At 71.7% G+C, this 25,135-nt stretch carries 22 protein-coding genes; 8 read left to right on the top strand and 14 right to left on the bottom strand.

Annotated features, from left to right (window positions below; translation table 11 throughout):
• Nucleotides 1–8: 8 nt before the first annotated feature.
• From glyA to B0675_RS16270, 4 genes are all read left to right on the top strand, one after another.
• Entirely contained in the window at nt 9–1,271 is a 1,263-nt protein-coding gene (glyA, locus tag B0675_RS16285; RefSeq protein WP_081219541.1) for a serine hydroxymethyltransferase, read from the top strand.
• A gap of 191 nt (nt 1,272–1,462) precedes the next feature.
• Nucleotides 1,463–2,830, top strand: a complete 1,368-nt coding sequence (locus tag B0675_RS16280) for an L-serine ammonia-lyase (protein ID WP_081219540.1) — start codon at nt 1,463–1,465, stop codon at nt 2,828–2,830.
• Between the two features lie 136 nt (nt 2,831–2,966).
• Complete coding sequence (locus B0675_RS16275) at nt 2,967–3,524, top strand: glycoside hydrolase family 25 protein (RefSeq protein ID WP_081219539.1); 558 nt, start codon at nt 2,967–2,969, stop codon at nt 3,522–3,524.
• A gap of 25 nt (nt 3,525–3,549) precedes the next feature.
• The gene (locus B0675_RS16270) at nt 3,550–4,092 is read left to right on the top strand and encodes an MOSC domain-containing protein (protein WP_081219538.1); all 543 of its coding nucleotides are present in this window, start codon (nt 3,550–3,552) and stop codon (nt 4,090–4,092) included.
• Nucleotides 4,093–4,117: 25 nt separating this feature from the next.
• Here the strand turns inward: B0675_RS16270 and B0675_RS16265 are convergent, their stop codons facing one another.
• From B0675_RS16265 to B0675_RS16255, 3 genes are all read right to left on the bottom strand, one after another.
• Nucleotides 4,118–4,888, bottom strand: coding sequence for an NAD(P)-binding domain-containing protein (locus tag B0675_RS16265; protein ID WP_277625249.1), 771 nt, complete (start codon nt 4,886–4,888; stop codon nt 4,118–4,120).
• Nucleotides 4,889–4,993: 105 nt separating this feature from the next.
• Nucleotides 4,994–5,206: an EF-hand domain-containing protein gene (locus B0675_RS16260; RefSeq protein ID WP_081221829.1), complete on the bottom strand. Its 213-nt coding sequence runs from the start codon at nt 5,204–5,206 to the stop codon at nt 4,994–4,996.
• Nucleotides 5,207–5,267: 61 nt separating this feature from the next.
• Nucleotides 5,268–6,182, bottom strand: a complete 915-nt coding sequence (locus tag B0675_RS16255; protein WP_081219536.1) for a MerR family transcriptional regulator — start codon at nt 6,180–6,182, stop codon at nt 5,268–5,270.
• A 55-nt stretch (nt 6,183–6,237) separates the two neighbouring features.
• On the opposite strand from B0675_RS16255, the gene B0675_RS16250 reads away from it, so the two are divergent.
• A complete protein-coding gene (locus tag B0675_RS16250) occupies nt 6,238–6,882 on the top strand; it encodes a GNAT family N-acetyltransferase (protein ID WP_241539797.1) in 645 nt (214 codons plus the stop codon).
• Between the two features lie 50 nt (nt 6,883–6,932).
• Here the strand turns inward: B0675_RS16250 and B0675_RS16245 are convergent, their stop codons facing one another.
• The 7 genes from B0675_RS16245 to B0675_RS16215 form a co-directional block, all read right to left on the bottom strand.
• Nucleotides 6,933–7,529, bottom strand: coding sequence for an ADP-ribosyltransferase (locus tag B0675_RS16245; RefSeq protein WP_081219535.1), 597 nt, complete (start codon nt 7,527–7,529; stop codon nt 6,933–6,935).
• Nucleotides 7,530–7,619: 90 nt separating this feature from the next.
• Entirely contained in the window at nt 7,620–8,855 is a 1,236-nt protein-coding gene (locus B0675_RS16240) for a YncE family protein (protein ID WP_107482641.1), read from the bottom strand.
• The gene (locus tag B0675_RS16235; RefSeq protein ID WP_241539796.1) at nt 8,855–9,691 is read right to left on the bottom strand and encodes a polysaccharide deacetylase family protein; all 837 of its coding nucleotides are present in this window, start codon (nt 9,689–9,691) and stop codon (nt 8,855–8,857) included. The genes B0675_RS16240 and B0675_RS16235 overlap by 1 nt, the downstream gene beginning before the upstream one ends.
• Nucleotides 9,692–10,332: 641 nt before the next feature.
• Entirely contained in the window at nt 10,333–10,941 is a 609-nt protein-coding gene (locus B0675_RS16230; protein WP_081219533.1) for an ATP-binding protein, read from the bottom strand.
• 193 nt (nt 10,942–11,134) lie between these two features.
• Nucleotides 11,135–11,902 (bottom strand): enoyl-CoA hydratase-related protein, encoded by a 768-nt coding sequence (locus B0675_RS16225; protein WP_081219532.1) that lies wholly within the window; start codon nt 11,900–11,902, stop codon nt 11,135–11,137.
• Between the two features lie 77 nt (nt 11,903–11,979).
• Complete coding sequence (locus tag B0675_RS16220) at nt 11,980–13,230, bottom strand: Ig-like domain-containing protein (protein WP_081219531.1); 1,251 nt, start codon at nt 13,228–13,230, stop codon at nt 11,980–11,982.
• 183 nt (nt 13,231–13,413) lie between these two features.
• A complete protein-coding gene (locus B0675_RS16215) occupies nt 13,414–14,640 on the bottom strand; it encodes an Ig-like domain-containing protein (protein WP_081219530.1) in 1,227 nt (408 codons plus the stop codon).
• A 247-nt stretch (nt 14,641–14,887) separates the two neighbouring features.
• On the opposite strand from B0675_RS16215, the gene glgX reads away from it, so the two are divergent.
• Nucleotides 14,888–17,101, top strand: coding sequence for a glycogen debranching protein GlgX (gene glgX, locus B0675_RS16210; protein ID WP_107482800.1), 2,214 nt, complete (start codon nt 14,888–14,890; stop codon nt 17,099–17,101).
• Between the two features lie 44 nt (nt 17,102–17,145).
• On the opposite strand, the gene B0675_RS16205 is transcribed toward glgX, so the two are convergent.
• From B0675_RS16205 to B0675_RS16190, 4 genes are read right to left on the bottom strand one after another with little or no spacing between them, the layout of a single operon-like run.
• Nucleotides 17,146–17,805, bottom strand: coding sequence for a response regulator transcription factor (locus tag B0675_RS16205; RefSeq protein ID WP_081219528.1), 660 nt, complete (start codon nt 17,803–17,805; stop codon nt 17,146–17,148).
• Nucleotides 17,795–19,078, bottom strand: coding sequence for a sensor histidine kinase (locus B0675_RS16200; protein WP_081221826.1), 1,284 nt, complete (start codon nt 19,076–19,078; stop codon nt 17,795–17,797). Before B0675_RS16200 ends, B0675_RS16205 begins: the two co-directional genes overlap by 11 nt.
• Before the next feature lie 35 nt (nt 19,079–19,113).
• Nucleotides 19,114–19,848 carry an ABC transporter permease gene (locus B0675_RS16195; protein WP_081221825.1) on the bottom strand — a complete coding sequence of 245 codons (735 nt, stop codon included), beginning with the start codon at nt 19,846–19,848 and terminating at the stop codon, nt 19,114–19,116.
• Nucleotides 19,849–19,907: 59 nt separating this feature from the next.
• A complete protein-coding gene (locus tag B0675_RS16190) occupies nt 19,908–20,810 on the bottom strand; it encodes an ABC transporter ATP-binding protein (protein WP_081219527.1) in 903 nt (300 codons plus the stop codon).
• A gap of 254 nt (nt 20,811–21,064) precedes the next feature.
• On the opposite strand from B0675_RS16190, the gene B0675_RS16185 reads away from it, so the two are divergent.
• Both B0675_RS16185 and B0675_RS16180 read left to right on the top strand, forming a co-directional pair.
• The gene (locus B0675_RS16185; RefSeq protein WP_081219526.1) at nt 21,065–23,221 is read left to right on the top strand and encodes an ABC transporter ATP-binding protein; all 2,157 of its coding nucleotides are present in this window, start codon (nt 21,065–21,067) and stop codon (nt 23,219–23,221) included.
• Nucleotides 23,218–25,122, top strand: a complete 1,905-nt coding sequence (locus tag B0675_RS16180) for an ABC transporter ATP-binding protein (RefSeq protein WP_081219525.1) — start codon at nt 23,218–23,220, stop codon at nt 25,120–25,122. The genes B0675_RS16185 and B0675_RS16180 overlap by 4 nt, the downstream gene beginning before the upstream one ends.
• The last annotated feature ends 13 nt before the right edge of the window (nt 25,123–25,135 follow it).

The raw sequence follows: 25,135 nt of genomic DNA, 5'->3' as shown, positions 1-25,135 counted from the left end.
GTCACCGCATGTCGCTTCTGAACACCCCCCTGCACGAGCTGGACCCGGACGTCGCGGCCGCCGTCGACGCCGAACTGCACCGCCAGCAGTCCACCCTGGAGATGATCGCCTCGGAGAACTTCGCTCCGGTCGCGGTCATGGAGGCCCAGGGCTCGGTCCTGACCAACAAGTACGCCGAGGGCTATCCCGGCCGCCGCTACTACGGTGGCTGCGAGCACGTCGACGTGGTCGAGCAGATCGCCATCGACCGGGTGAAGGCGCTGTTCGGCGCCGAGCACGCCAACGTGCAGCCGCACTCGGGCGCCCAGGCCAACGCGGCGGCGATGTTCGCGCTGCTCAAGCCGGGCGACACGATCATGGGTCTGAACCTCGCGCACGGCGGGCACCTCACCCACGGCATGAAGATCAACTTCTCCGGCAAGCTCTACGACGTGGTCGCGTACCACGTGGACGACGAGACCGGCCAGGTCGACATGGCCGAGGTCGAGCGCCTCGCCAAGGAGTCGCGTCCGAAGCTGATCGTCGCGGGCTGGTCCGCGTACCCGCGTCAGCTCGACTTCGCGGAGTTCCGCCGGATCGCCGACGAGGTCGGCGCGTACCTCATGGTCGACATGGCGCACTTCGCGGGTCTGGTGGCCGCGGGCCTGCACCCGAACCCGGTGCCGCACGCCCACGTCGTCACGACGACCACCCACAAGACCCTCGGCGGCCCCCGCGGCGGCGTGATCCTCTCGACGGCCGAGCTGGCCAAGAAGATCAACTCCGCGGTCTTCCCGGGTCAGCAGGGCGGTCCGCTGGAGCACGTGATCGCGGCCAAGGCCGTCTCCTTCAAGGTCGCCGCCACCGACGACTTCAAGGAGCGCCAGCAGCGCACGCTGGACGGCGCGCGCATCCTGGCCGAGCGCCTGGTCCAGGACGACGCGAAGGCCGTGGGCGTGGACGTGCTGTCCGGCGGCACCGACGTGCACCTGGTCCTCGTCGACCTGCGCAACTCCGCGCTGGACGGGCAGCAGGCCGAGGACCGGCTCCACGAGGTCGGCATCACGGTCAACCGCAACGCCGTCCCGAACGACCCGCGCCCCCCGATGGTCACCTCCGGCCTGCGCATCGGCACGCCGGCGCTCGCCACCCGCGGGTTCACGACCGAGGACTTCACCGAGGTCGCCGACATCATCGCCGAGGCGCTGAAGCCGGCCTACGACGCCGAGGCCCTCAAGGCCCGGGTGTCCGCTCTGGCCGACAAGCACCCGCTGTACCCCGGCCTGAAGTAGTTTCGTACGCTTCAGGCCGTACGTTTTTGTTCGTACGTTTTCACGGCGTACGGTTTTTGTTCGTACGGTTCGTTCCGTACGAGCGTCCGGGGCACCGCGCACACTGGAAGCAGCGCGGTGCCCCGTCCCATGCAGTCCCGCACCACCCCCGCCGGACAACGGCGTCCGGCGAAACCACCAAGGAGTTCCCCGTGGCCATCTCGGTCTTCGACCTGTTCTCGATCGGTATCGGCCCGTCCAGCTCCCACACGGTGGGCCCGATGCGCGCCGCACGCATGTTCGCCCGGCGGCTGCGCAACGAGGAGCTGCTGGCCCCGGTGGCCTCGATACGCGCCGAGCTGTACGGCTCGCTGGGCGCGACCGGCCACGGGCACGGCACCCCCAAGGCGGTGCTGCTCGGTCTGGAGGGCGCCTCGCCGCGTACGGTCGACGTGGAGGGCGCCGACGACCGCGTGGAGCAGATCAAGGCGTCCGGCCGGCTCAGCCTGCTCGGCGAGCACGAGATCGACTTCTCCTTCGACGACGACCTGATCCTGCACCGCCGCAAGGCCCTGCCGTACCACGCGAACGGCATGACGATCTTCGCCCACGACGCCGCGGGCGACCTCGTCCTGGAGAAGACGTACTACTCGGTGGGCGGCGGCTTCGTGGTCGACGAGGACGCCGTCGGCGAGGACCGCATCAAGCTCGACGACACCGTCCTGAAGTACCCGTTCCGCACGGGTGACGAGCTGCTGCGGCTGACGAAGGAGACCGGCCTGTCGATCTCCGCGCTGATGCTGGAGAACGAGCGGGCCTGGCGCACCGAGGAGGAGATCCGCGAGGGGCTCCTCGCCATCTGGCGCGTGATGCAGGCGTGCGTCTCGCGCGGCATGGCCCGCGAGGGCATCCTGCCGGGCGGCCTCAAGGTCCGCCGGCGCGCCGCCAACTCGGCCCGCCAGCTGCGCGCCGAGGGCGATCCGCTGGCCCACGCGATGGAGTGGATCACCCTCTACGCGATGGCGGTCAACGAGGAGAACGCCGCGGGCGGCCGGGTGGTGACCGCCCCGACCAACGGCGCGGCCGGGATCATCCCGGCGGTGCTGCACTACTACATCAACTTCGTGCCGGGCGCGGACGAGGAGGGCGTCGTGCGGTTCCTCCTCGCGGCCGGTGCCATCGGCATGCTCTTCAAGGAGAACGCGTCCATCTCCGGCGCCGAGGTCGGCTGCCAGGGCGAGGTCGGCTCGGCCTGCTCGATGGCGGCCGGCGCGCTCGCCGAGGTGCTCGGCGGCAGCCCCGAGCAGGTGGAGAACGCGGCCGAGATCGGCATGGAGCACAACCTCGGCCTGACCTGCGACCCGGTCGGCGGTCTGGTGCAGATCCCCTGCATCGAGCGCAACGGCATGGCCGCCGTGAAGGCCGTGACGGCCGCGAAGATGGCGATGCGCGGCGACGGATCCCACAAGGTCTCCCTCGACAAGGTCATCAAGACCATGAAGGAGACCGGCGCCGACATGAGCGTGAAGTACAAGGAGACGGCCCGGGGCGGCCTCGCGGTGAACATCATCGAGTGCTGATCGCGTACGCCGGGTGCGGGTCGCTCCTCCGTACGAGGGTGACACGGGTGAAGTCGGGGAACTCGAAAGGCAGTTGTTCCCCACGAAACCCGGGCACCACTCTGTGTGGCCCGCCCCCTGCACGGAGGCTCCCCCCATGCTGCGAGGCATCGACGTCAGCGCCTACCAGTCGTCCGCGTACGGAACCGACGGACTGTCGTTCGTCTTCATCAAGGCGACCGAAGGCCGCTCGTACGTCAACCCGAAGCTCGCCGCCCAGGTGAAGACGGCCCGCGACGCCGGGTGCGTCGTGGGCTTCTACCACTTCCTGTGGCCCGGCGACATCACCGCCCAGGCCGAGTACTTCGTCGGCAAGGCCCCCGAGAAGGCGGGCGACCTGCTCGCCGTCGACTGGGAGACCACCGGCGAGGGCACCCACGCGAGCAACGCGGAGAAGGACCGCTTCATCCGCAAGGTCAAGGAGCTGCGCCCGCACCACCGGGTGGTGCTCTACACGAACCGGAACTTCTGGCTGAACATCGACACCACCTCGTACGCCGGCGACGGTCTCTGGATCGCCGACTACGTCTCCGCGGGAAAGCCCCGTATCAAGGCGAAGTGGCGCTTCCACCAGTACACGTCCGACCCGGTGGACAAGAATGTGGCGGACTTCGCGAGCAGGACCGCGCTGCGCACCTGGGCCGGCGGGGCGTAGCCGAGCGGAAGGAAAGAGCGGACACATGGGCGGGACGGTCGCTGCGGTCAGCAGCAACGGGACGTATTCCTTCACCAAGCCGAACCGGACGGGCGTCACGCTCCTCGCCGGGCTGGGCGTGGAGGGCGACGTGCACGCCGGGACGACGGTCAAGCACCGGTTCCGGATGCTGAAGGACCCGTCGCAGGTGAACCTCCGCCAGGTGCACCTCATCCACGAGGAGCTGTTCGACGAGGTGCGCGCGGCGGGCTTCGAGGTCACCGCCGGTCAGCTCGGGGAGAACGTCACCACCAGAGGCGTCGACCTGCTGAACCTGCCCACCGGAACGCGGCTGCACCTGGGGGCGGAGGCCGTCGTCGAAGTGACGGGGCTGCGCAATCCCTGCGCCCAGATCGACACCTTCCGAAAGGGCCTCATGAAGCAGGTCGTCGGGCGGGACGAGGACGGGACGGTCCGCTTCAAGGCGGGGATCATGAGCGTCGTCCTCACCGGCGGGCCGGTGCGGCCCGGCGACTCCGTGACGGTGGAGCTGCCGGTCGGGCCGCACCGGCCCCTGGAGATCGTCTGACCTCCGGGCCGTGCCGTGGCGCGGGTCAGCCGCGGAAGTCCGCCGGACGCTCCCGGGGCGCCTCGGCCAGGGCCTTCGTGACGGCGTCGACGCCCTCCTGGAGGCCGTAGACGGGCGTGCCGGGCTGCTGGCGCCAGGAGTCGTCCAGGCCGCCCGCGTCGACGGTGTCGAAGCCGATCTCGTCGATCAGGTCGCGCACCCGCTGCTTGGCCGCGGCGTCGTCCCCGGCCACCGGGAGCGCCAAGCGGTCCGGTGCGCCCGCCGGGCGGGCACGGTCCAGGATGTCCTGGGCGTAGGTGCCGTTGAAGGCCTTCACGACCGTGTGGCCGATCTGCTGCGCGGTCCAGCGGCTCTCGGTGAGACCGTCGTCCTCGATCGCGTCGATCCGGCCGTCGCGCTGCTGGGGGTAGTAGTTGCCCGTGTCGATGACGGCGACGCCCTCGGCGGCTCCGTCCAGGATGCCGTCGGGCAGGTCGGGGACCGCCTTGAGCGGAACGGTGACGACGACGATCTCGGCGTCGCGCGCCGCCTCCTCGACCGTGACGGGGGTCGCCCCGGTCTCCTCGGCGAGCGCGGTGAGCGTCTGGGGGCCGCGGGAGTTGGCGACGGAGACGTCGTGCCCGGCGGCGGTGAACCGCCGGGTGAGGTTGCCGCCGATGTTGCCCGCGCCGATGATGCCGATCTTCATGAGAGACAGACCCTTCCGGAGTTGATGCTCCTGATGGGGATCAGCAACCCCGGGGACGGATGCCCTATTCCGGGCTGTGCGGCATCCGGGTGAAGAGGCCGAGAACACCACGCTCTCCGGCTGCTTCGGGCCGCCCGGAGGACGGCCCGCCGGGGCGGGTGACGCCGAAGGGGCGCCCGCCGGGACGACCGGCGGGCGCCCCTTCGGGGAGCGTCACTTGTTCAGGTGGACCCAGAACTCGTCGAACGAGAGGAGCTTGTCGCCGTTGAGGTCGCGGGCCGCGATGATGACCTCGGCCACCGACTCGGTGACGTTCCAGTCGCCGCCCTGGGCGAGCGCGGTCTTGAACTCGGCCGCCGTGATGAATCCATCACTGTCCGTGTCGATCCGCTCGAACTGCTTGCGTGCTTCCTCGATGTCGGCCACCCGGTCCGCCCCTTCGTCGTGCATCACTGCGTGCGTCACTGCGTTGTGTACGGAGGTCAGATTAACGGTCCGCGCGGGCCCGTAGTGCGGCGACCACCCAGGCGAACTCCGCCCGGTGCGCCGACAGCGGTTCCAGGCCGCGGACCCGGGCGCACAACTCACGGAACCGGGCCAGCTCGGCGTGCGCCGCGGACTCGACGCGGGCCAGCAGCACGGCTCCGTCCGCGTCACCGAGCAGCCCGCCGAGCACCTCGTCCGCCTCCGGGGACGCGGGGTCGACACCGCGCTCCCGTGCCTCGCCCGCGAGCTGCACGAGCCGGCTCATGAACCACAGGGACGTGCCCGGCGCCACGTCCGGGCCCCGGTCGGCCGCGTTGAACTCGACCGTCTCGCGCATCCTGGCGCGAAAGGCCGGGGACTGGATCAGTTCCGCCAGCTCCACCCAGGCGTCCACCTGCTCGGGCGTGGGGTCGTCGGGCAGGTCGCCGACGCTGAACCGCAGCCGGGTCCTGATGTCGGGGTCCGCGGTGTCCAGGCCTCCGAAGGTCTCCTCCATGAAGTCGTCCACGATGCGTCCGCGTTCGGCGGCCGAGAGCCGGGCCAGTCGGTTCATGAGTGTCGTCTCCTCCGCGGTCGAGCCGCGTCGTGCCACGGTCGACAGCACCGCCCGGGTCACCTTCAGGGACCTGATCTGCGCGTCCAGCGCGGCCACGTGCGCGGCCGCCACCTCCGCCACCGTGGTCCCGCCGGCCAGCACCGCCCGCACGTCGTCCAGGCCGAGCCCGAGCTCGCGCAGGGTGCGGACCAGCTCCAGCCGGGCCACGGAGCCGGCGTCGTAGAGCCGGTAGCCGCCGGAGGAGCGGGCCACCGGGGGCAGCGCGCCCTCGTCCGACCAGTAGCGGATGGTCCGGACGGACAGGCCCGTGCTCCGGGACAGTGCGCCGATGGTGAGAAGGCCGGTGCCGTCGTCGGTCATGTCTGCGAGTCTGGGCCTTCCAGTGGGTGGAGACTCAAGCGTCGAGGGGGCGGTCGTGGCCGGCACCGCACACAGGCTGGGGACCGTCGTGGACGCCGCGGCACGGGGGATCTTCCCACCGCCCGACGGCTCCGTCACGGTCGTACGGCAGCAGTGCGCGCGCGACGCCGGGGTGCTCGCCTTCACCGCGCACTCCGTGGTCTTCACGGACGAGGACGAGGGCTGGGTGCGCGCGACGCTGGCCGCCGTCGGCTGCGATCCGCTCGCCGCGGCCATGAACCCCCGGTTCCTCGCCGCGTTCATGGAGCGGACCGGACGCGCGCACGACACCGTCGACGTGATGTCCGTCGCCGCCCCGCTGCCCGGCCCGCCGCCCCTCGTCCTCACGGAACTGTCTGCTTCCGGCCATCCACGGGTCGCCGCCGCGCTCGGACGGAGGGACGGCGTGCGGGCCTGGGCGGCGGACGGTGGGACGGTCGTCCTCGGACACGGCGTCGGGGGCCGTCTGGAGGCCTCGGTCGAGGTGGCCGAGGACGTACGGCACCGGGGGCTCGGGCGGGCGCTCGCGACGGCGGCGCGGCACCTCGCCGGCGAGCCGGTGTGGGCGCAGGTGGCGGCAGGGAACGCCCGCAGTCTGCGGGCGTTCCAGGCGGCCGGTTTCCGTCCCGTCGGGGCGGAGGCCCTGCTCACCGCGGTCTGAGCGGGCACCCGGGCGGGGGCGCCGGTTCCGGCGGTGCCGAACGACGTGGGTCAGTGCCAGGGCTCGTAGTACGGATTGCTCTGGCAGTCGCTCATGATCTCGGTCCGGGTCCTCCTGTCGACCGGGCAGGCACCGACGACGTACTGGCGGGCGATACCGCCGGGGAAGGCCACCTCGTCCTGGCCGGCCCGGCGATGGGTGTCGCCGATGGTCTTGTTCACGTCGACGCCGCCGGGAGCGTCGATGTAGTAGTTGAAGACGGCCGTGGTCCCGGCCTTGTAGAGATCGTGGTCGTACGTCGCCGCCACGTACGGCGAGGGCTGGTCGGCGCGGGCGTACTGCTCGATGTCGTACTGGCCGCCGACGACGTCCTTCGGATAGAAGCCCTGCTCGAAGACGGTCGCCGGGCCCCGGGAGTCGCTGCGGTACAGGGTGTCGCAGGTCCTGCGCCAGACCGGCTCCGGCGTGATGCGCCCGACGTCCACCCGCCGGTCGGCGGCGGCCTTGACCGGGTCGGCGAACTGGGGACAGCTCGGGGCCGCGGCCCGGGTGGCGGGGGCGGCGGGCGTCGCGGCGGTCGTCGCGAGGACGGCTCCGAGGGACAGGACGACGGCGGCGGCCCGCCGCCGCGGGCGATGGATGATCATGGGGAGCACGATCTCCGTTCCGCGGGGGCGGGCCGTGGACCGTCACCCGTACGACGGCGTGTCAGCTCAAGCGGATCAACAGGTGCCGTTCTAGCGGAAGATGCCGGTGTGGCCGAGCGAGTAGCGGCCGGGCTGGGGGTACACGGCGAGTCCGTGCGGGCCGCTGCCGACGGGGATGCGGGCGAGCTGCACACCGGTGCGGGTGTCGATCGCGTACACCTCGGCGTTGTAGCGGCCGGAGAGCCACAGGACCTTGCCGTCCGCCGAGACGCCGCCCATGTCCGGGCTGCCGCCGTCCGGCAGGCGCCACTTCTTGGTGAGCCGGTTCTGGGTGAAGTCGAAGATCGAGATGGTGCCCTCACCGCGGTTGGAGATGTACATCTCGCGGGAGTCGCGGCTGACGTAGAGACCGTGGGCACCCTTGCCGGTGTGCAGCAGCGTCGGCTCGGTGAACTTGTCGCCGTCCAGGACCCAGACCCCGTCGGCCATCATGTCGGCGATGTAGAACTTCTTGCCGTCGGGGGAGATCTTCACGTCCTGCGGCATCGCCCCCTGGAACGGCAGCTTCTGCTGGGCGACCACCTTCATCTTCTCGGTGTCGACCTTCAGCAGTTCGCCGCTGAACTCGCAGGACACGATGAAGTACCTGCCGTCCGGGGAGAAGTCGGCGTGGTTGACGCCGTAGCAGCTGACCGGCTCCGTCTTGACGCGCTTCATCGTGTGCGCGTCGCGGAACACCAGCTCGCGGTCGAGCGAGGCCATCACGATGGCGTACTTGCCGTTGGGCGTGAAGTACAGGTTGTACGGGTCGTGCACGTCGACCGGCTTGCCGGCCTTCCCCGTCTTCGGGTCGATGGGCGTGAGGCTGTTGCCCTTGTCGTTGTTGACCCACAGGGTCTTCATGTCCCAGGAGGGGACGACGTGTTGGGGCTGGACCCCGACCTTGATCGTCTCGATGACCTCGTACGTCTTGGGGTCGATGACCGTGACCGTGTTGGACTCGGTGTTCGGCACGTACACCCGGGACGGGAAGTCCTTGACCACCGGGGAGAGCCGGCCCGGGCGGTCCGCCGCGTAGACGTCCGTCGGGTCCAGCAGCGGGGGCATGCCGGGCAGGCCCTCGGGCGTCTTCTTCTTCACCGGGGCGGGCTGGACGGCGGCCTTCGTGCCGAGGGCCTCGTCGGCGTGCTTCCCGCCGGAGGCGCCGCAGCCCGCGAGGGCGGCCAGCGCGGCGAGGGCGGCACCGGCGGCCAGCACGCCCCGCAGGGAGGAGTGCACGGGGGCGCGCAGGGGGGAGCGCGGGAGGGAGGGGGGCGTCGTCAGCATCAGCTCAGCAACTCCGTTGTGGTGACCGGGCGCAGGCCGCGCCGGTCGAGCTCGTGCAGGAGGTCGGGGAGGGCGGCGACCGTGTCGGCGTAGCCGAAGTGCAGGCTCACCACGGAGCCGGGGCGGACCGTCGCCAGGACGTTCCGGGTGACCGCGGCGGCCCCCGGCGACGTGAAGTCGAGGGAGTCGACGTCGTAGGAGAGGGTGTGCGGGTAGCCGGCGTCCTGCGCGAGGCGCTGGACCAGGGCGGAGGCCCGCGGGCTGCGGGAGGGCCGGAACCAGGTGCCGATCGAGCCGGTCAGCCGCTTCAGCCGGTCCGCGCAGCCACGGATCTCGGCGGCCGCCTCCGTCTGCGACATCGCGTTGATGTCGAGGTGGTGGAGTGTGTGGTTGCCGAGGTCGTGACCGCCGTCGAGGATGCGGCGGGCCATGCCGGGGTGCTCGTCGAGCCAGGTGCCCACGGCGAGGACGGTGACGCGGACGCCGGCCTTCTCGGCCTCGCCGAGCACCGACGTGGCGACGGCGGGGTCGCCCTGGCCGTGGAAGGTGAGGGCGACTTTCGGGGGGTTCGTGCGGGGGCCGTGGGTGATCTCGGAGGGCTGGGCGGGGAACCGGCGGGGGGCGGGGGCGGGGGGTACGACGGGCGCGCTCGGCGCGGCGGGGGGTGTGGGGGGCGTCGTGTGGGGCCGGCCCCGTGCGGCGTCGGGGGTCGCCGGGGCGGCGCAGCCTGCGGTGAGGGTTCCTGCGGTGAGCGTTCCTGCGGTGAGCGCTAGTCCCGTGAGCAGGGCCGCGCGCCGGGGTGGAGCGGGTGCGGGGTCTTCGGCGGGCGTGGTCACCGGACCATTTAAGGGTGGATCACCCCGGAAACCGACGATTGGTCCGTCTGCGGGCGGCTGCGCGCCGGGCGTTGCGGGTGGTGCGGGTGCGGGTGCGCTCGCGTTTCCGGGTGCCGTCCGGTGGGTGGGTCGGGGCCGTGCCGGTACATCCGCCCGTCGCCGTTGGATCAGACGTGGGTCGAGAGGCGGGAGCTGCTCGATCCGGGCGTAAGCGACGGGCATCTGATGTACCGGCACGGCCCCTCCCGTCGGACGCCGGGTGCGGGCAGTACGTGGCTGAGGAGAATGCGGCCCCTCAAGCGCTCGGGATATTTAGCCCCTCCGGCGCTCGGCATATTCAGCCCCTCCGGCGTTTGAGGAGCGGGGTCTGGGGCGGAGCCCCAGGTACGGGTCGGGTAGGGGCGGAGGGGGCGAAAGAAGGTTGTGGGGCGGACCGGAGGGGGATCGAGTGGAGGGTGGCGGGGCCGACATCCTCTGGTTTTGGATCAATCCGGTCGGTCTGCGATAGTCAGCGATGCGACCTCCACCCATTGACCCGGGCCATGGTTGTCGCCGGCACCGCGGATCACACCCCATTCGTTCCGCGGAGCCCCGAAGCCCCGGCTGCCCAGCGGCCGGGGTTTCCGCGTACGAGGGCCGGGCTAGCGGTCGGCGACGCGCATCTCGAACCAGGTGGTCTTGCCGCGGGGCAGGAGATCGACGCCCCAGCGGTCGGAGAGCTTGTCGACGAGGAAGAGACCGCGCCCGCTCAGGTCCAGCTCCTGGACCGGCAGCAGGCAGGGAAGGCCGCGGGAGGGATCACGCACCTCGACGCGGATCCAGCCGCGGCGGCGGCGCATCCGGAGTCCGAAATGGCGGGCGCCGGTGTGCCGCACGGCGTTGCCCACGAGTTCGGAGACGAGTAAGACCGCGTCCTCGGTCATCTTCGGCGAGAGGCCCCAGTGACGCAGCACCACGACCTGGGTGAGCCGCCGCGCGGACGCCGCGGACTCCGGACGGGACGGCAACTGCACCTCGGTCTCGGTGGGATTGCCGAACAACTCCAGTGCCCTGAGCGCCCGTTCGTCCTCGACCGCAGGTGTCCAGCGTGCCGCGGTCGCACTCCCGTGCCGCCGCGGCTGTTCGATACCCTCCAGCCCCGCCATGCCCCCATCATGGCCGCCCGGACCTCGCTTGGGGGCCGTTCCGGAGGAATACGCCCCCCGGAATGGGACATTCCGACACCGCTGATCGGCATATGCCCACGGCATTTCGGAGGGTGGGACACCCCGTCCGACCTGCGCGCGGAGGGCAGTTGGAGGCAATACCCGGCGACCGCCGACAAGGTGCGCTTAAGGTTGCCTTAAGACTGGCATAAAACGCTCCATCGGGGGACGCCGGGTAAGACACCGCGTCAACTGCAAGTGGATCAGCGGAATTTCCGGGGTGACGTTCGCCCTCCGGTCAGAGGAACTTCGCCTTGCCCGGACCCTCCTCGACGAAGCTGCGCATCCCGCGCTCCCGGTCCTCCGTCGCGAACAGGCCCGCGAACCAGTTCCGTTCGATGGCGAGTCCGGTCTCCAGGTCCGTCTCCAGACCCGCGTCGACGGACTCCTTCGCGGCGCGCAGGGCGATCGCCGGGCCCTGCGCGAGCCGGGCGGCCCACGTGTGGGCGGCCGTGTACACCTCGGCCGCGGGGACGACCCGGTCGACGAGGCCGAGGGTGAGCGCCTCGTCGGCCTTGACCATGCGCCCGGTGAAGATGAGGTCCTTGGCCCGGGAGGGTCCGATCAGCCGGGACAAACGCTGGGTGCCGCCGGCGCCGGGAATGACGCCGAGCAGGATCTCCGGCTGGCCCAGCTTCGCGTTCTCCCCGGCGATGCGGTAGTCGGCGCAGAGGGCGAGCTCGCAGCCGCCGCCCAGCGCGTAGCCGGTGACGGCGGCGACGACCGGCTTGGGGATGCGGGCGACGGCGGTGAAGGAGTCCTGCAGGGCCCGGGACCGTACGACCATCGCCGCGTGGTCCATGGCCTGCATCTCCTTGATGTCCGCGCCGGCCGCGAACACCTTCTCCCCGCCGTAGAGCACGACGGCACGGACGTCCGTGCGGGTCGCGGCCTCCTCGGCGAGCTCCTTGAGACGGTCCTGCGTCGCGACGTCCAGGGCGTTCATGGGCGGGCGGTCCAGGCGGATGGTGCCCACGCCTTCGGCCACTTCGAGATGCACAGTCATGCAAGCAGGTTAGTGGCGGTTAACGCCGACGGGCCGGGTGTGCTGGGTCACAGCACACCCGGCCCGCCGAAGACCGGTTACTTGGTCCAGTCCGACCAGGACATGTTCCAGCCGTTGTAGCCGTTGTCCGGGGCGACCGTCTTGTCGTGCGAGTTCTTGACCACGACCACGTCACCGGTGATCGAGTTGTCGAAGAACCAGGCCGCCGCCACCTTGCCGTCGTAGCCGCCGCGCACGTCGCGCAGGCCTATGCAGCCGTGGCTGGCGTTGTAGTTGCCGAAGGCGTCGCCGCCCCAGTAGTTGCCGTGGATGAACGTGCCCGAGTTGGTCAGGCGCTGGGCGTGCGGCACGTCCTTGATGTCGTACTCGCCGCCGTAGCCGACCGTCTCGCCGTTCATGCGCGTCACCTTGAGGCGCTCGCTGATGACCATCTTGCCGTTCCAGGTGTCGTAGCCCGGCTTGCCCGTGGTGACGGGGATGGTCCTGAGGACCTTGCCGTCGCGCTTGACGGTCATCTTGTGGGTCTTGACGTCGACGGTGCTGACCTGGCTGCGGCCGATCGTGAACTTCACGGTCTTGGCCTGCTTGCCGTAGACGCCGGGGCGGCCCTCGACGCCATCGAGGTCGAAGGTGACGGTGACCTTCGTGCCGGCCGCCCAGTACTCCTCGGGACGGAAGTCGAGCCGGTCGTTGCCGAACCAGTGGCCCTCGACGTCGACCGCGGGCTCCGTCTTGATCCTGATGGCCTTCTCGACGTCGCCCGGGTGCGTGATGCCCCGGGTGAAGCGGACCGAGAAGGGCATCCCGACGCCGACCTTCGAGCCGTCCTCCGGCGTGTAGATGCCGACGAACGTGTTCTTCGGGGTCAGCGTGGTGAACGCCGACTCCTCGGCGGCCTCACGGCCTGAGGAGTCCTTGGCCACCGCGTGGACCGTGTATTTGGTGGCCGCGGCCAGGTGCGACGCCGGCGTCCAGGTGGCGCCCCCGTCGGTGATGCTTCCCTTGACAGCGTTTCCCTTGGTGTCCTCGACGCGGACCTCGGTCAGCTTGCCCTTGGCGGCGGTGACCTTGAGCGCACCGCTCGTCTCCACGTCGCCCGCGCCGTCCTTGGGCGCGATCTTCACCACGGCCTGCGAGACCTTCGTGTCGGCCGTGCCGCTCGATCCCTTGCCCTTGCCGTCGCCCGAACCGGCCTCCCGGTCCGAGCCTCCTCCCCCGCCGCACGCGGTCACCGCGAGCAGCAGGACCCCCAGCAGCAGTGCCAGGACTCCCTTGCTCCGGTGGGTCCGTGCGCCAACCGACGCCCCCGATATCGGTCGCCCGTTCAAGTCGTTCTCCCCTCGCACGGCCTGATCAGGCCCGCACTCCAGCGCGTCCCACGCGCGTATCGCGCTAATTAATCACACGGCCTGGAGCGATGGCTCCCCGGGAATGTCACTGTTCAGTCCCAACTTCGGCCGTGCGGGGCGCCACTGGAGTCCATGGTGCGCATACCCGCACAGGGGGTCACCTCACCGCCGGAAGCCCGCCTTCCACTCTTTCCAGTTCATGTTCCAGCCGCCGAGCCCGTTGTCGGCCGCGACCTGCTTGTCGTTGCTGTGCACGACCTCGACGACGTCGCCGACGAGGCTGCGGTCGAAGAACCAGCCCGCGGGGGTGTCGGAGCCGCCTCCCTTGACGTCCCGCAGGCCCACGCAGCCGTGGCTGACGTTGGTGTGCCCGAAGGCGTCCGGCGCCCAGTAGTTGCCGTGCAGGAACGTCCCGGAGTCGGTGAGGCGCATCGCGTGCGGGACGTCCGGGATGTTGTACTCGCCGCCGAAACCGACCGTGCGGCTGTTCATCCGGGTCACCTCGAGCATCTCGGTGACGACCATCTTCCCGTTGTACGTGGTCGTCCTGGGCGCCCCCGCGGTGATCGGCACCGTGGCGAGCAGGGCGCCGTCGCGGCGGACCTGCATGGTGTGCGCGCGGGCGTCGACGAGGGAGACCTGGCTGCGGCCGACGGTGAAGGTGAAGGTCTTCGACTGGAGTCCGTAGACGCCGGGTGCGGCCTCGACGTCGCGCAGGCGCAGGTCGACGGTGACCTTCGTGCCGGGCTTCCAGTACGTCTCGGGGCGGAAGTCGACGCGGTCCTTGCCGAACCAGTGCGGGCGGATCTCGACGGCCGGGCTCGCCTCCACCCGGATGGCCCGCTCGACGGCGGCCCGGTTCTCGATCTCCCGGTTGAACTCCAGGGAGACGATCATTCCGGTGCCGACGGTGGACCGGTTCTCCGGGGTGACGTAGCCGATGAAGCGCTCGTCGGGGACCTCCGTGGTGAAGGTGGTGTGCCGGGCCGAGCGGCGTCCGTGCCCGTCCAGGGCCACCGCGTCGACGGTGTACTTGGCGGCGAGGGCGAGCCGCGGGTCGTCCGGTTTCCAGGACAGGCCGTCGTCGGAGATCCGCCCGGGCACCGGGGACTCCTGGGCGTCCTGGGACTTGACGACCCTCACGGACTCCAGGCGCCCGCCGGGCACCCGTACCGTGAGGGGCTGCCGCGGGCGGACCCCCTTGGCGGTGTCGTCGGGCGTGACGTGGATGACGTCCTCGGGCGAGCGGGGTTTGCCGAACGCCTCACCGATCCCTTTCGAGATCCCGTCGGAGGAGCAGCCGGCGGCTCCGGCCAGCAGACCGGCCCAGGTCAGTACGGCGGCCAGCGCGGCCCCTGCGCGCCGCGCGCGCGTCGGTACGTGGTTCACAAGGGACCCAACGACGGCGCCCCGCCGGGGAAACGTGAGTGCGAGCCACGCGGTGGGCAGAACAGTGGGGAGGACGACGCGACAAGGAGCTGCGGCCGGGACGCCGTACGCCCCTTTTCGTTGCGTTCCACGAGCCGCGGGAGGCTGATCGGTGTCGAGCGCACCCGAGCAGGAGGCAGTCCACCAGGGACATGCCGCTGAACTGCCCACGCAGACCGCCACGGAACCGGCGGGGCGGTCCACAGCCGTGCCCGCGACCACGGAGCCGGTACCGGCCGCTCCCGCGCCGAACGGCGCCCGGCGCCCGAAGACGCCCGCCGTCTCCGTGTGGCCGGGTGCCCCGACTCCGCTCGGCGCACGCTTCCGGGTCGGCCCGGACGGCACCACCGGCACCAACTTCGCGCTGTGGGCGGGCGGGGCGGAGGCCGTCGACCTGTGTCTCTTCGACGAGGCGGGCGCCGAGACGCGCGTCCCGCTCACCGAACTCACCCACGAGATCTGGCACGGCTTCGTCCCCGGCGTGTTCCCCGGCCGCCGCTACGGCTTCCGGGTGCACGGCCGCTGGGACCCGTGGACCGGCGCCCGCTGGAACCCGGCGAAGCTGCTCCTCGACCCGTACGCGCGCGCGGTGGACGGCGACTTCACACTGCCTCCCGAGGTGTACGGGCACGTCCGGGACTGGCCGCAGCAGCACGTCGCCGACACCGTGCGCGACGACCGGGACTCGGCGCCGTTCGTCCCCAAGGGCGTCGTCGTGCAGGACGACGACGACTGGGCCGACGACCACCGCCCGAAGACCCCCTGGGCCGACTCGGTGATCTACGAGCTGCACGTCCGCGGATTCACCCGTCTGCACCCCGGGATCCCCGAGGAACTGCGCGGCACCTACGCGGGACTCGCGCATCCGGCCGCGATCGAGCACCTGGTGAGGCTCGGGGTGACGGCGGTGGAGCTGCTGCCGGTGCACCAGTTCGCCCACGAGGACCATCTGCTGCGCCGGGGCCTGAAGAACTACTGGGGCTACAACTCGATCGGCTACTTCGCCCCGCACGCGGGCTACGCGGCCTCCGGGACGACGGGCCAGCAGGTCGGCGAGTTCAAGCGGATGGTGCGCGCGCTGCACGCGGCCGGCATCGAGGTCATCCTCGACGTGGTCTACAACCACACCGCGGAGGCGGGCGAGCTGGGCCCGATGCTGTCGCTGCGCGGCATCGACAACCGCGGCTACTACCGGCTCCAGTCCGACGCCCGCCGTTACGCCGACTACACGGGCTGCGGCAACACCCTGCACGTCGTGCAGCCCCAGGTGCTGCGGCTGATCACGGACTCGCTGCGGTACTGGGTGACGGAGATGGGAGTCGACGGCTTCCGCTTCGACCTCGCGGCCGCGCTCGCCCGGTCCATGCACGACGTGGACATGCTGTCGCCGTTCCTCGCCGTCATCGCGCAGGACCCGGTGCTGCGCCGGGTCAAGCTGATCGCCGAGCCGTGGGACGTGGGCTCGGGCGGCTACCAGGTGGGCGCCTTCCCGCCCCTGTGGACGGAGTGGAACGACCGCTACCGCAACGCCGTACGGGACTTCTGGCGCGGTGCCCTGCCCGACGTGCGGGACCTGGGGTACCGGCTGTCCGGGTCGAGCGACCTGTACGCCTGGGGCGGCCGCCGCCCGTACGCGTCGGTGAACTTCGTGACCGCGCACGACGGTTTCACCCTGCGGGACATGGTGTCCTACGAGCGCAAGCACAACGAGGCGAACGGCGAGGGCAACCGGGACGGCACGGACGACAACCGCGCCTGGAACGGCGGGGTGGAGGGCGAGAGCGCGGACGAGGGTCTCCAGGCGCTGCGGCGGCGGCAGTTGAGGAACCTGCTGACCACCCTGCTGCTGTCGACCGGTGTGCCGATGCTGGTCGCAGGCGACGAGTTCGGGCGGACCCAGCGGGGCAACAACAACGCGTACTGCCAGGACAACGAGATCAGCTGGGTCGACTGGACGCAGCTGGAGGACCCCGGCTGGCGGGCGCTGTTCGAGCTGACGTCCCGGCTGATCGCGCTGCGGCACGAGCATCCGGTGCTGCGCCGGCGGGCGTTCTTCTCCGGGCGGGCCCATTCGGCCGACGGGCTGCGGGACCTGGCCTGGTTCACCGCGCGGGGCACCGAGATGACGGAACGCGACTGGTACGCGCCCGCCGCGACGGTCGGGATGTACCTGTCCGGGCGGGACATCCCGGGCCGGGACGCGCTGGGCGTCCCGGTGACCGACGACAGTTTCCTCGCCGTGCTGCACGCCGGGGACCGGCCGGCCTCCTTCGAGCTGCCGGGGCTGCCGTGGGCCGCTCGCTACGAGGTGGTCGTGGACACCTCGCGGGAGGAGCAGGGCGAGGCGCCCGGTGTCGTGCACCGGGCGGGGACGGCGATCACGGTGCCGGGGCGGTCGGTGCTGCTGCTGAAGGTGTGCTGAGGAGCACGTGCCGGGGCGGCGGGGCCGGCGCGGGCCGGGTCCCGTCAGCCGAGGATGCCGCGGTCGTAGGCCCGGGCGACGGCTGCCGCGCGGTCCTTGACGCCGAGCTTGTTGTACAGGTGGGTGAGGTGCGTCTTGACGGTGGCCTCGCTGATGAACAGCACCCGGGCGATCTCACGGTTGGAGGTGCCCCGGGCGACCAGCGCCAGCACCTCGCGTTCGCGGGCGGAGAGGGACTCGGCGGGCGCGGGGGCGCGCACCGCGGACACCAGACGGGAGGCGACCGCCGGGGACAGCACGGTGCGGCCCTCCGCCGCCGCGCGGACGGCGGTGAACAGCTCGTCGCGGGGCGCGTCCTTGAGGAGGTAGCCGGTCGCCCCCGCCTCGATGGCGGGCAGGGTGTCGGAGTCGGTGTCGTACGTCGTCAGGACGAGGACCTTGGCGCGGGCGGCACGGCGGGTGAGTTCGGCGATGGCCTCGACGCCGTTGCCGCCGGGCATCCGCAGGTCCATCAGGACGACGTCCGGGTCGAGGGACGCGGCGAGCGCCACCGCCTCCACGCCGTCCGAGGCCTCGCCGAGCACCGTGAAGCCGGGGGCGGACTCGAACATGCCGCGCAGTCCGTCGCGTACGACGGGATGGTCGTCGACGAGGAGGAGGGTGATCACGGCGTCGGAGCGGCGGTCCGCGGGGTCATCGGTCATGGCGCACCAACGGTACGCGAGCGGAGACCGCCGTGCCGTGTCCCGGCTCGGACTCGACGGTGAGGGAGCCGGCGATGCGTTCGGCGCGGGCGCGCATGCCGTCGAGGCCGAACCCTCCGGTGCCGGTGCGGGCGGGGACGGCGAGCGGGTCGAAGCCGTGTCCGTCGTCGCGGACGTCGAGGGTGACCTCGTCGACCATGAAACTGAGGGTCACCCCGACCCGGCCGGCGCCGGCGTGCCGGGAGGCGTTCGAGAGGGCTTCCTGGGCGATGCGCAGGAGGGTGGCCGAGACCTCGTCGTGGAGCTGCTCGGCGCCACCGGTGACGGTGAACTCGGCCCGGACGTCGTTGCGTTCGCCCCATTCGGTGACGGTCTTCTTCAGTGCCTCGGGCAGGCCGTCGTCGGCCAGGGCCACGGGGGCGAGGTTCTGCACGGAGCGGCGGGCCTCGCCGAGGCTGTGCCGGGCCAGGTCGGCGGCGCGGGTCACGTGGTCGCGGGCGGCGGCCGGGTCCGGGGTGCTGGAGACGACCTGGAGCTGGGCGATGATGCCGGTCAGGCCCTGGGCGATGGTGTCGTGGATCTCGGCGGCGAGCCGGCGGCGCTCGTCCGCGACTCCGGCCTCCCGCGCCTGGACGAGGAGTTGGGCGTGCAGGGCGGCGTTCTCGTCGAGTGCCTGCTGCAACGCGGTGTTCGTGCGCTCCAGTTCGGCGATGGTGGCGGCCTGGACGAGGGCCCGCTCGTTCTCCTTGGCGTTGAGGTGGCCCATGATCGCGGCGAGCGTGACGTTGACGGCGAGCAGCCCGCCGAACACGGCCCAGCCGACCGCGCCGTGCGGCGGCAGCCCGCCGGACTGCGATCCGGCCACCACGACGACCGCGGCGATCACCCCCAACCGCACCGTGCGGCGGGGCAGCAGCCGCTCGACGTCGAAGTAGGAGGCGGCGGCGTAGAAGGCGTAGAACGGGTTGGTCAGGGCGAGGACGAAGGCGATGGCCCAGCGGATCCAGAAGTAGCCGATGCTGGCGGGGGTCGGGCCGGGTCTGCTGCGCATCGCCCGGACCCACCAGAGCTGGAGGGCCAGCGCGGCGAGCACCAGCGGCACGCCCACGTACCAGTCCGTGCTGTTCATGCCGACGACGCCGGCCGTCGCCACGGAGAGGACGACGGCGACGCCCAGCAGGCCGAGGGGGCCGTAGCGGTGGAAGCTGGCCCAGCGTTCCTCCACGGTCCGTGCCGCGGCGGCCGCGCTGTCCTGTCGCGGTGCGCTCGTCATGCGTTCAGTCTGCACGGCGTGGAGGTCCGTCACGGTCACTCCCAGCGGAACCAGCGCGCGGCCCCGGCCGACAGCAGCACCGTCCAGGCGACAAGGACGCCCAGGTGGGACCAGCCCGGCCAGTGTCCGGCGGCTGCCTGGTTCAGGGCCTGGGCCGCGGCGCCGAAGGGCGTGTACCCGACGATCCGGGCGAGGGTGTCCGGCATGGCCTGCACGGGCAGCCACACTCCGGCGCAGAACATCATCGGGAAGAACACCGCGGACCCGATCGCGCCCGCGATCTTCGTCGTGCGGGACACGGCGGAGACCACCGCGCCGAGCGCGAGGGCGGCCAGGACGGCGAGGACCAGCGCGAGGAGGTAGCCGCCGGCCTGCCGGGGCAGGGTCACGTCGAAGACGAGGCGGCCGACGGTGAGCGCGAGCAGGGCGGAGACGAGTGCCGCGCCGCCGAACACCAGCATCTGCGCGGACAGCAGTGCGGCGGGCCGTACGGGTGTGGTCGACATCCGGCGCAGGATGCCGCGTTCGCGGTAGCCGGTCAGGGACTGCGGCATCGACTGGAGACAGCCCACGATCAGGCCGAGCAGGACGGCGACGGGGACGTAGGCGTCGATGGGGCGCAGGCCGCCGAAGGAGGGGTCGGGCTGCCGGAAGGAGGGGATCGAGCCGAGGATCGCCAGCAGAAGGGTGGGGAAGAGCAGGATCCAGAAGATGGCGCCGGGCTCGCGTCGGAAGAGCCGGATCTCGGTCCGGACGACGGCGGTGTTCAGTCCGCCGCGGATACCGGATCGCAGGTCCGCGCGGGTGCCGGGGCGGGCGAGTGCGGTGCTCATGCTGCTGCCTCCGTCAGGTCCAGGAACGCGTCGTCCAGGGTGGCGTCGGTGACGCGGAGTTGGTGGGCGGTGATGCGGTGGCGGGCGAGGAGGGTGATCACGGCGTTCACCGTCTCGTCGGTGCCGGACAGGGTGATCCGGCCGTCCTTGTCCTCCACGGAGGCGAGCGCGGGGAGCGCGGCGAGGTCCCGCTCGTCCAGCGGCGCCGACGGCGTGAAGCTGATGACGGTCGAGCCGTTCGAGCGGCGGATCAGCCCCGCCGGTGTGTCCAGCGCGGCGACCCGGCCCTTGTCGATGACCGCGATCCGGTCGCAGAGCCGCTGCGCCTCCTCCATGAAGTGGGTGACGAGGAGGACGGTGACGCCCTGCGCGCGGATGTCCTCGATGAGTTCCCAGGTGTCGCGGCGGGCCCGCGGGTCCAGCCCGGTGGTCAGCTCGTCGAGGACGACGACGCGTGGGTTGCCGATGAGCGCGAGCGCGATGAACAGGCGCTGTTTCTGGCCACCGGAGAGTTTGCCGAACCCGGTGGTGAGCCGGTCGGTGAGGCCGAGGCGTTCGGCGAGCGGGCGCCAGTCGGCGGGGTGCGGATAGAAGGCGGCGTACAGCTCCAGTGCCTCGCGCACGGTGAGCTTCGCCTGGAGTTCGCTCTGCTGGAGCTGGGCGCCGAGGACGCGGCTGGTGGCCTCGCGGTCGGCGAAGGGGTCGAGCCCGGTGACCCGGACCCGGCCGGCGTCCGGGACCCGCAGGCCCTCGACGCACTCGACGGTGGTGGTCTTGCCGGCGCCGTTCGGGCCGAGGATCCCGAAGATCTCGCCCTCCTCGACGGTGAAGGAGACACCGTCGACGACGGCCCGGCCGCCGTAGGACTTGCGCAGTCCGCTCACTTCGATGACTGACATGCTCCGAGCCTCCCGCCCGGACCCCGGCCGGCACATCGGCCATCGCGCTCGAAGCGGCATCAGCCGATCGGTTGATGCGGCACTACGACCCGGGCCGTCCGGGGCGTGGGCGGACGGCGCGGGCGGACATGGCGTGTCCGGCGGGGGGGGGACGCCCGGGGGGCCGGAGGGCACGGACGCCGAGGGTCCGGATCGTTCCGGTGCGGCCAAAACTCGGTGGGCACTGTCAGTGCCACTCCGTAGGCTCGCCCGTGATGGGAACCACAGATGCAGTCACCACGGACCTGCCCGACCGATCGACCGTGCGCAGCCTGCTGCGCCTGTGGCCGTATGTACGGCCGGTGCGGACCCGGCTGTTCGTCGCGGCGTTCGTCGCGGTGGTGGCGTCCTGTCTCGCGCTCCTGTTCCCGCTCGTCCTGAAGTGGATGGTGGACGGCCCGATCTCCGGCCGTGACCCCGCCGGCGTCTGGCTCGGGGCGTTGTGGCTGCTGCTCCTCGGCATCGCCGAGGCCGTCCTGTTCGGGTTGCGGCGGTGGCTGGTGGCCCGGCCGCTGGCGGGCGTGGAGGCGTCGATGCGGGCCGATCTGTACCGGCACCTGCAGCGGCTCCCGGTCGCCTTCCACGACCGCTGGGCGTCGGGCCAGTTGCTGTCCCGGGGGACCACGGACCTGATGCTGGTCCGCATGTTCCTGGCGTTCCCGCTGACGTTCCTGCTGGTGAACTCGGTGACGATCCTCGCGGGTGTCTCGATCATGCTGGTCCAGCAATGGACCCTGGGGCTCGTGCTGCTGGCCCCGGCGATCCCGGTGATGATCGTCTGCTGGCTCTTCGAGCGGCGCTACTCGGAGGTGGCGCGGACGGCGCAGGACCAGGTCGGTGACCTCACGACGGTGGTCGAGGAGAGCGTGCTCGGCATCCGGATCATCAAGGGGTTCGGGCGGCACCGGAGCCAGGCCCGCGCGTTCCGCGACCTGTCCGGGACCCTGCGGGGCACGGAGCTGGCCAAGGCCCGGCTGCTCGCGTCGATCTGGGCCGTGATCGTCACCCTGCCGGAGCTGGCCATCGGCGCCGCCCTGGTGCTCGGCACGGTCCAGGTCGCCGACGGCGACCTGTCCGCCGGAACGCTGGTCGCCTTCCTGTCCACCGCGCTCGCGCTGCGCTGGCCCGTCGACTCCATCGGTTTCCTCCTCGCGATGAGCCAGGAGGCGGCGACGGCGACCGAGCGCTACTTCGAGGTGATGGACGCGGAACCCGAGTCGTCGCTCACGCGCACGCCGAACGCGCGAACAGCCGCCGTCGGGACCGCGGGAGGCCCCTCCCCCTCCACGGAACGGGCGGGAAGGCCCTCCGTCGCCGCCGAGCCTGCCCACGGGCCGGCACACACGCCGGAGCCGGCTCCCGCCGTCGGCGGACGGGACACCTCGGCCCCCGCCACGACGTCGGCGACCACATCCGCACCCGCCGTCGCGACACAGGACGCCCCCGTTCCGGTCGGCACGCCGGTCGTCCCGCCCGCGCCGGAATCGGGTTCGGCACCCGGCCCGGCACCGGCGGACGTCCGCGTCGGGCGCACCGGTGTCCCCGGACCCGCGCACGCACCGGTCGCCGTGCCGGTGGCGGGCGGCGGTCCGGAGCAGGCGCACGGATCCGGGACCACGCTGACAGAGGGCGGGCTCCGGTTCGACGGGGTCGCGTTCCGGTATCCGGACGCCGCCGCGGACGCCCCGCCCGTCCTCGCCCGGGTCGACCTGCACATCCGTTCCGGCGAGAGCATGGCTCTGGTGGGAACGACCGGGTCGGGCAAGACCACGCTCACCGCCCTCGTCCCCCGGTTGCACGAAGTGACCTCGGGACGGATCACCCTGGACGGCCGGGACGTCACCGGCATGCCCCGCGAGGAGCTGCGCGAACTCGTCGCCGTCGCCTTCGAGGAGCCCACCCTCTTCTCGGCCACCGTCGGCGAGAACGTGCTCATGGGAGCCGCGGACACCGCCGGCCAGGACGAGCTGGACCGCGCCCTCGCCGTCGCGCAGGCCGACTTCGCGCACGCGCTGCCCGAGGGCACCGCGACGCAGGTCGGCGAGCAGGGGCTCAGCCTCTCCGGCGGCCAGCGCCAGCGCCTCGCACTGGCGCGGGCGGTGGTCGGAAGACCCCGCTTCCTGGTCCTCGACGACCCGCTGTCGGCCCTGGACGTGCACACGGAGGCGGCTGTCGAGGCCGCCCTGCGCCGGGTGCTCGCGGAGACGACCGCGCTCATCGTGGCGCACCGTCCGTCCACGGTCCTGCTGGCCGACCGCGTCGCGCTGCTCTCCGGCGGCCGGATCACCGCGGTCGGCACCCATCACGAACTGCTGCGCACGAACGCCGAGTACGCCCACCTGATGTCGGGCGCAGAGGAGGACGACCGATGACCGCGGCGCCCACGACCACCGCCCCGGACCGGGAACCGGACGGAGCGCCGGACGAAGCCCCGGACGACGGACCGCTCGCGGTACGGGCGGGCCGGCGGACCGAGCCGCACCAAGACCCGTTCGACCGCGACACGCTGCCCACTCCCCCGGGTGCGACGGCGGCACTGCTGCGGTCGCTGCTCGTGCCGCTGCGGGCCCGGGTGGTCGTGACGACCGTCCTGCTGCTGCTCCAGCAGGCGGCGGTGCAGGCCGGGCCGCTGCTCGTCGCGTACGCCATCGACCGCGCCGTCCCTGCGTTCCGGCACGACGACCACGGGCCGCTGATCGCCGTCGGCGTCGCCTATCTGCTGTGTTCGGCGCTCTCCGGCGGACTCCAGTGGGCGTTCATCATCGCCTCGGCCCGGGTCAACCAGGACGTGCTGCTGGATCTGCGCGGCCGGATCTTCCGGCACGCCCAGGCGCTCAGCGTCGACTTCCACGAGCGCTACACCTCGGGCCGGCTGATCTCGCGCTCCACGACGGACGTCGAGTCGCTGCGCGAACTGCTGAGCGAGGGGCTCCAGGAACTCGTCACGGTCATCCTGTCGTTCGTCTACATCTCGGCGATGCTGCTCTGGCTGGACGCGGGCCTCGGGGCGGTCGCGGTGGCGTCCTTCGTCCCGCTGTACCTGCTCATCCGCCGTTACCAGCGGCGGGCGGGCAGGATCTTCGCCGTCCGGTCGACGGCGATCGCCTCGGTGATCGTGAAGTTCGCGGAGACGATGAACGGCATCCGGCCGGTCCGCGCGTTCCGCCGCGAGGCGGCCAACGACGCCGCCTTCCGGGTGCTCAACGAACGGCACGAGAAGACGAACGGCGACGCCCTGCTGGAGATGGCCCGCTATGTCGTCGGCTCCCGTCTCGTCGCCAACACGGCGGTCGCGGGCATCGTGCTGTGGGGCGCGTACCGGGTGGCGTCGGGTTCGCTGGAGCTCGGCGTGCTCGCCGCGGCGGTCCTCTATCTGCGCCGGCTGTACGACCCCATCGACCGCCTGGGCATGTTCCTGAACTCCTACCAGTCGGCGGCCGCCTCGCTGGAGAAGATCGCCGGTCTGCTGGCCCAGACGCCGTCGGTGCCGGAGCCGTCCGTGCCGCGCCCGCTGCCCGCGCTCGCCTCCGAACACCCGGGCCGCGAGGTCGTCTTCGACGAGGTCCGCTTCGCGTACCGCACGGGTGGCGAGGTCCTGCCGACGTTCTCGCTGGCACTCCCGGCGGGGCAGACCGTGGCCGTGGTCGGTTCGACCGGCGCGGGCAAGTCGACGCTGGCGAAGCTGCTGGCCCGGTTCTACGACCCGACCGAGGGACGGGTCCTGCTCGACGGTGTCGACCTGCGCGAGCTGTCGGTGCCCGAGCTGCGGCGCGGGGTGGTGATGGTGACGCAGGAGGCCTTCCTCTTCTCCGGCACGGTCGCCGAGAACATCGCGATCGGGCGCCCCGAGGCGTCCCGCGAGGAGATCGAGCAGGCCGCGAAGGCCATCGGGGCGCACGAGTTCATCAGCGAGCTGCCCGACGGCTACGACACGGACGTCCGCAAGCGGGGCGGCCGGATCTCGGCCGGGCAGCGTCAACTGGTCGCCTTCGCACGGGCGTTGCTCGCCGACCCGGCGGTGCTGATCCTCGACGAGGCGACCAGTTCGCTGGACGTGCCGGGTGAACGGGCGGTGCAGCGCGCCATGTCGACGGTGCTGCGGGGCCGTACGGCCGTGGTCGTCGCGCACCGGTTGTCGACGGTGGAGATCGCCGACCGGGTGCTGGTGATGGAGCACGGACGGATCGTCGAGGACGGCGCGCCCGCCGAACTCGTCGCGGGCACCGGCCGGTTCGCCGATCTGCACCGGGCGTGGCGCGACAGTCTCGTATGAGGGCGGACCTGCG

Source organism: Streptomyces sp. M41(2017) (genome assembly GCF_002078175.1).
In the GTDB taxonomy this organism is placed as follows: domain Bacteria; phylum Actinomycetota; class Actinomycetes; order Streptomycetales; family Streptomycetaceae; genus Streptomyces.
Note: the sequence above shows the minus strand (reverse complement) of the source record. Positions and strands in the feature narration are given on the sequence as shown.